Origin of the sequence: Metasolibacillus meyeri (assembly GCF_003049505.1) — a bacterium.
GTDB lineage: Bacteria > Bacillota > Bacilli > Bacillales_A > Planococcaceae > Metasolibacillus > Metasolibacillus meyeri.
Genome location: NZ_PYWN01000228.1, coordinates 1 through 3,262, shown reverse-complemented (window position 1 = coordinate 3,262; position 3,262 = coordinate 1). Strand labels below are relative to the sequence as shown.

General features: G+C 39.8%; 3 protein-coding genes. 2 read left to right on the top strand and 1 reads right to left on the bottom strand.

All coding sequences use genetic code 11. The features are described 5' to 3' along the window. Positions 1 to 79 precede the first annotated feature (79 nt). Positions 80 to 1,204, top strand: a complete 1,125-nt coding sequence (gene ald / locus C9J34_RS21180) for an alanine dehydrogenase (RefSeq protein WP_107842144.1) — start codon at positions 80 to 82, stop codon at positions 1,202 to 1,204. Then, entirely contained in the window at positions 1,204 to 1,971 is a 768-nt protein-coding gene (locus C9J34_RS21175) for an ABC transporter ATP-binding protein (protein ID WP_107842143.1), read from the top strand. The genes ald and C9J34_RS21175 overlap by 1 nt, the downstream gene beginning before the upstream one ends. A gap of 156 nt (positions 1,972 to 2,127) precedes the next feature. On the opposite strand, the gene C9J34_RS21170 is transcribed toward C9J34_RS21175, so the two are convergent. After that, positions 2,128 to 3,216 (bottom strand): M24 family metallopeptidase, encoded by a 1,089-nt coding sequence (locus C9J34_RS21170; RefSeq protein WP_107842142.1) that lies wholly within the window; start codon positions 3,214 to 3,216, stop codon positions 2,128 to 2,130. Positions 3,217 to 3,262: the final 46 nt, after the last annotated feature.

The window sequence follows — 3,262 nt, the reverse complement described above, 5'->3', positions numbered from 1 at the left end:
GAAAATTGATAGAATTAATGTGGATTTATGAGTAATTGCGAGCGATTACTTTTCCATATTGAAGAGGAGGAGAAAGTTAATGAAAATTGGGGTACCAAAAGAAATAAAAAACAATGAAAATCGTGTTGCAATGACACCGGCAGGAGTAGTTACACTAGTTCAAGCAGGACATGAAGTGATGATTGAAACAGGTGCAGGATTAGGTTCTTCTTTCACAGATGCTGATTACATTGAAGCTGGTGCTGCAATCGTACCAACAGCTGCTGATGCATGGAAAGCTGAAATGGTAATGAAAGTTAAAGAGCCAGTCGCAAGCGAGTATGACTATTTTTATGAAGGTTTAATTTTATTCACATATTTACACTTGGCACCAGAGCGAGCATTAACGGCTGCATTGCTTGAAAAGAAAGTGGTAGGTATAGCTTATGAAACAGTACAATTACCGAACCGTTCTTTACCACTATTAACACCAATGAGTGAAGTAGCTGGTAAAATGGCAACACAAATTGGTGCACAATACTTAGAAAAAACAAATGGTGGTAAAGGTATTTTACTAGGCGGTGTTTCAGGTGTGCAACGCGGTAAAGTAACTGTAATCGGTGGTGGTATTGCTGGTACAAATGCAGCGAAAATTGCTGTAGGTATGGGGGCAGATGTAACAGTAATCGATTTAAGCCCAGAGCGTCTACGCCAAGTGGAAGATATTTTTGGCCGTGATGTGCAAACTTTAATTTCAAATCCATTTAACATTGCGGAATCAGTAAAGGATTCTGATTTAGTTATTGGTGCAGTATTAATTCCAGGCGCAAAAGCACCGAAGCTTGTTTCAGAGGAAATGATTCAATCAATGCAACCAGGTTCAGTTGTAGTTGATATTGCAATCGACCAAGGTGGTATTTTTGCAACGAGTGACCGCGTAACAACACATGATGAGCCAACTTACGAAAAACATGGCATCGTTCACTATGCAGTAGCAAATATGCCAGGTGCTGTACCACGTACATCGACAGTTGCATTAACAAACAATACAGTGCCATATGCATTACAAATTGCGAATAAAGGCTATGTACGTGCATGTAATGAAAATCCTGCTCTAAAATTAGGCATCAATACAATCGACGGTAAAGTTGTGTATGAAGCTGTAGCATTAGATCAAGATTTAGCATACACGCCTGTTGATGAAGTATTAAATTCATTAGCTTAATGATTCGTATTGAAAATGTCCTGTTATATCGTAACAGGAAAACAATTTTGCAGGATATTAATTGGAACGTACAGCGCGGAGAGCATTGGGCAATTTTAGGGTTAAATGGTAGTGGTAAAACAACATTGCTAAAGGTAATCAATGGTTATCTTTGGATTAATGAAGGTTCCGTTCAAGTATTAGGAGAAACTTATGGCCAAACAGATATGCGTGAAATTCGCAAATCGATTGGCTGGGTAAGTTCGGCAATGATTGAGGAATTTAATCGTTTAGATCCCGTTATTGAAATTGTGTTATCAGGGAAATTCGGTGCAATTCGTTTATTTGAATCGGTGACGGAGGAAGAAATTGAAGAAGGTGCACGCTTGCTCGAACAATTTGGAATCCGCCATTTGGCGAATACAGCATTTGAGTTTTTATCGCAAGGAGAGCGTCAACGCGTACAAATTGCACGTGCTTTAATGGCAAAACCAAAACTCTTGATTTTAGATGAGCCTTGTACAGGTTTAGATTTAATTGAACGTGAAAATTTGTTACATATCATTGCGCAAATCGCGAATACAGATGAGGTTACATTGCTTTATGTGACACATCATGTAGAGGAAATTCTCCCATGCTTTAGCCATACACTACTAATGCGTGGTGGACAAGTGTTCGCACAAGGCAAGCGCGAGAATCTTTTAACAGAACAATGCTTGAGTGAGTTTTTCCAACACCCAGTCGCTGTCCAATTTGAAAAACAGCGTGCATGGGTAGCTGTGAAATAAAAGAGAAGCCGAGAAAACTGTGATTTTACAGTATTTCTCGGCTTTTCTTTATTATGGTTCAAAAGTAGTGATTCGCTCGTTAAATAATGAAGTCCGCCCAACCAAACTAAAAAACAAGGGACAGCCCCAAATTTTGGGTCGTCCCTTGTTTTCATCTTATAAAATAACAAGCTCTTTCGTAAATTTCGTCAAGACTTCAACGCCAGCCTCTGTTACGACAACATCATCTTCAATACGTACACCTGTTACATCGGCTTTATAGACACCTGGCTCAATTGTGAATACCATGCCGGGTTGTAAAGCAAGCGTGTTTGCCCCTGTTACAGAAGGATATTCATGCACGGAAATGCCTAAACCGTGACCTAAGCGATGTGTGAAGTACTCACCGTAACCAGCCTCTGTAATGACATCACGTGAAATTTTATCTAAATCACATGCGCGTACCCCTGGTTTTACTGCTGCAACTGCGCGCTCATTTGCTTCGCGAACAGTGTTATAAATATCCTTTTGCGCCTCATTTACTTCTCCGAAAGCAACTGTACGTGTAATATCTGAGCAATAGCCTTCGTAAATAACACCTAAGTCAAATAAAATCATATCGCCGCGCTTGATTTTGCGGTCGCCTGGCGTGCCATGTGGAGAAGCTGATTTTTCACCAGCGAGTACCATTGTATCAAAGCTCATCGCATAGCCTTTCGCCTTGATTGCTGATTCAATTGCATTTAAAATTTCCATTTCTGTTTTACCTTCTGCAATTTCTTTACAGCCTACTTCTACTGCATAATCTGCTAATTTTGCAGCTTCACGCATTTTAGCTAGCTCCGCCTCGTCTTTAATGACACGCATAGCATTAATTTGATCGTCAAGGCGTTCAAATGATGCAGTTGGGTAGAAGCTTGTTAAGGCTTCCAAACGCTCTACTGTTAAGTGCGATTTTTCGATTGCCAATTTCGCAATGGTTGAGCCGCTTTCTGCAATTTTTTTCGCTAAAATATCCCACGCATTGTCCGTATCTAAATGGCCGATGACATCATATGTCCAGCCTGCTGCCTTGGCATCTGGGACTTCCATTTGTGGACAAATTAAAAAGGGTGCTGCTTCTTTAAAAACAACTACACCAAGTAAACGCTCATGCGGGTTGCTTTTGAAATTTGAAAAATAAAAAACGTTATCAGGTGTTGTAATAAAGGCTGCATCAATATTGTGCTGTTGTAAATAATTTTGTAATTGTTGAACTTTACTCATCAATAGACCCTCCGTATTGTTAAATATCTGTCTCTTATACACATCT

Coding starts and splice junctions, on each gene's coding strand:
- C9J34_RS21175 (WP_107842143.1), top strand. CDS start 1,204: ATGATTCGTATTGAAAATGTCCTGTTATATCGTAACAGGAAAACAATT.
- C9J34_RS21170 (WP_107842142.1), bottom strand. CDS start 3,216: ATGAGTAAAGTTCAACAATTACAAAATTATTTACAACAGCACAATATT.
- ald (WP_107842144.1), top strand. CDS start 80: ATGAAAATTGGGGTACCAAAAGAAATAAAAAACAATGAAAATCGTGTT.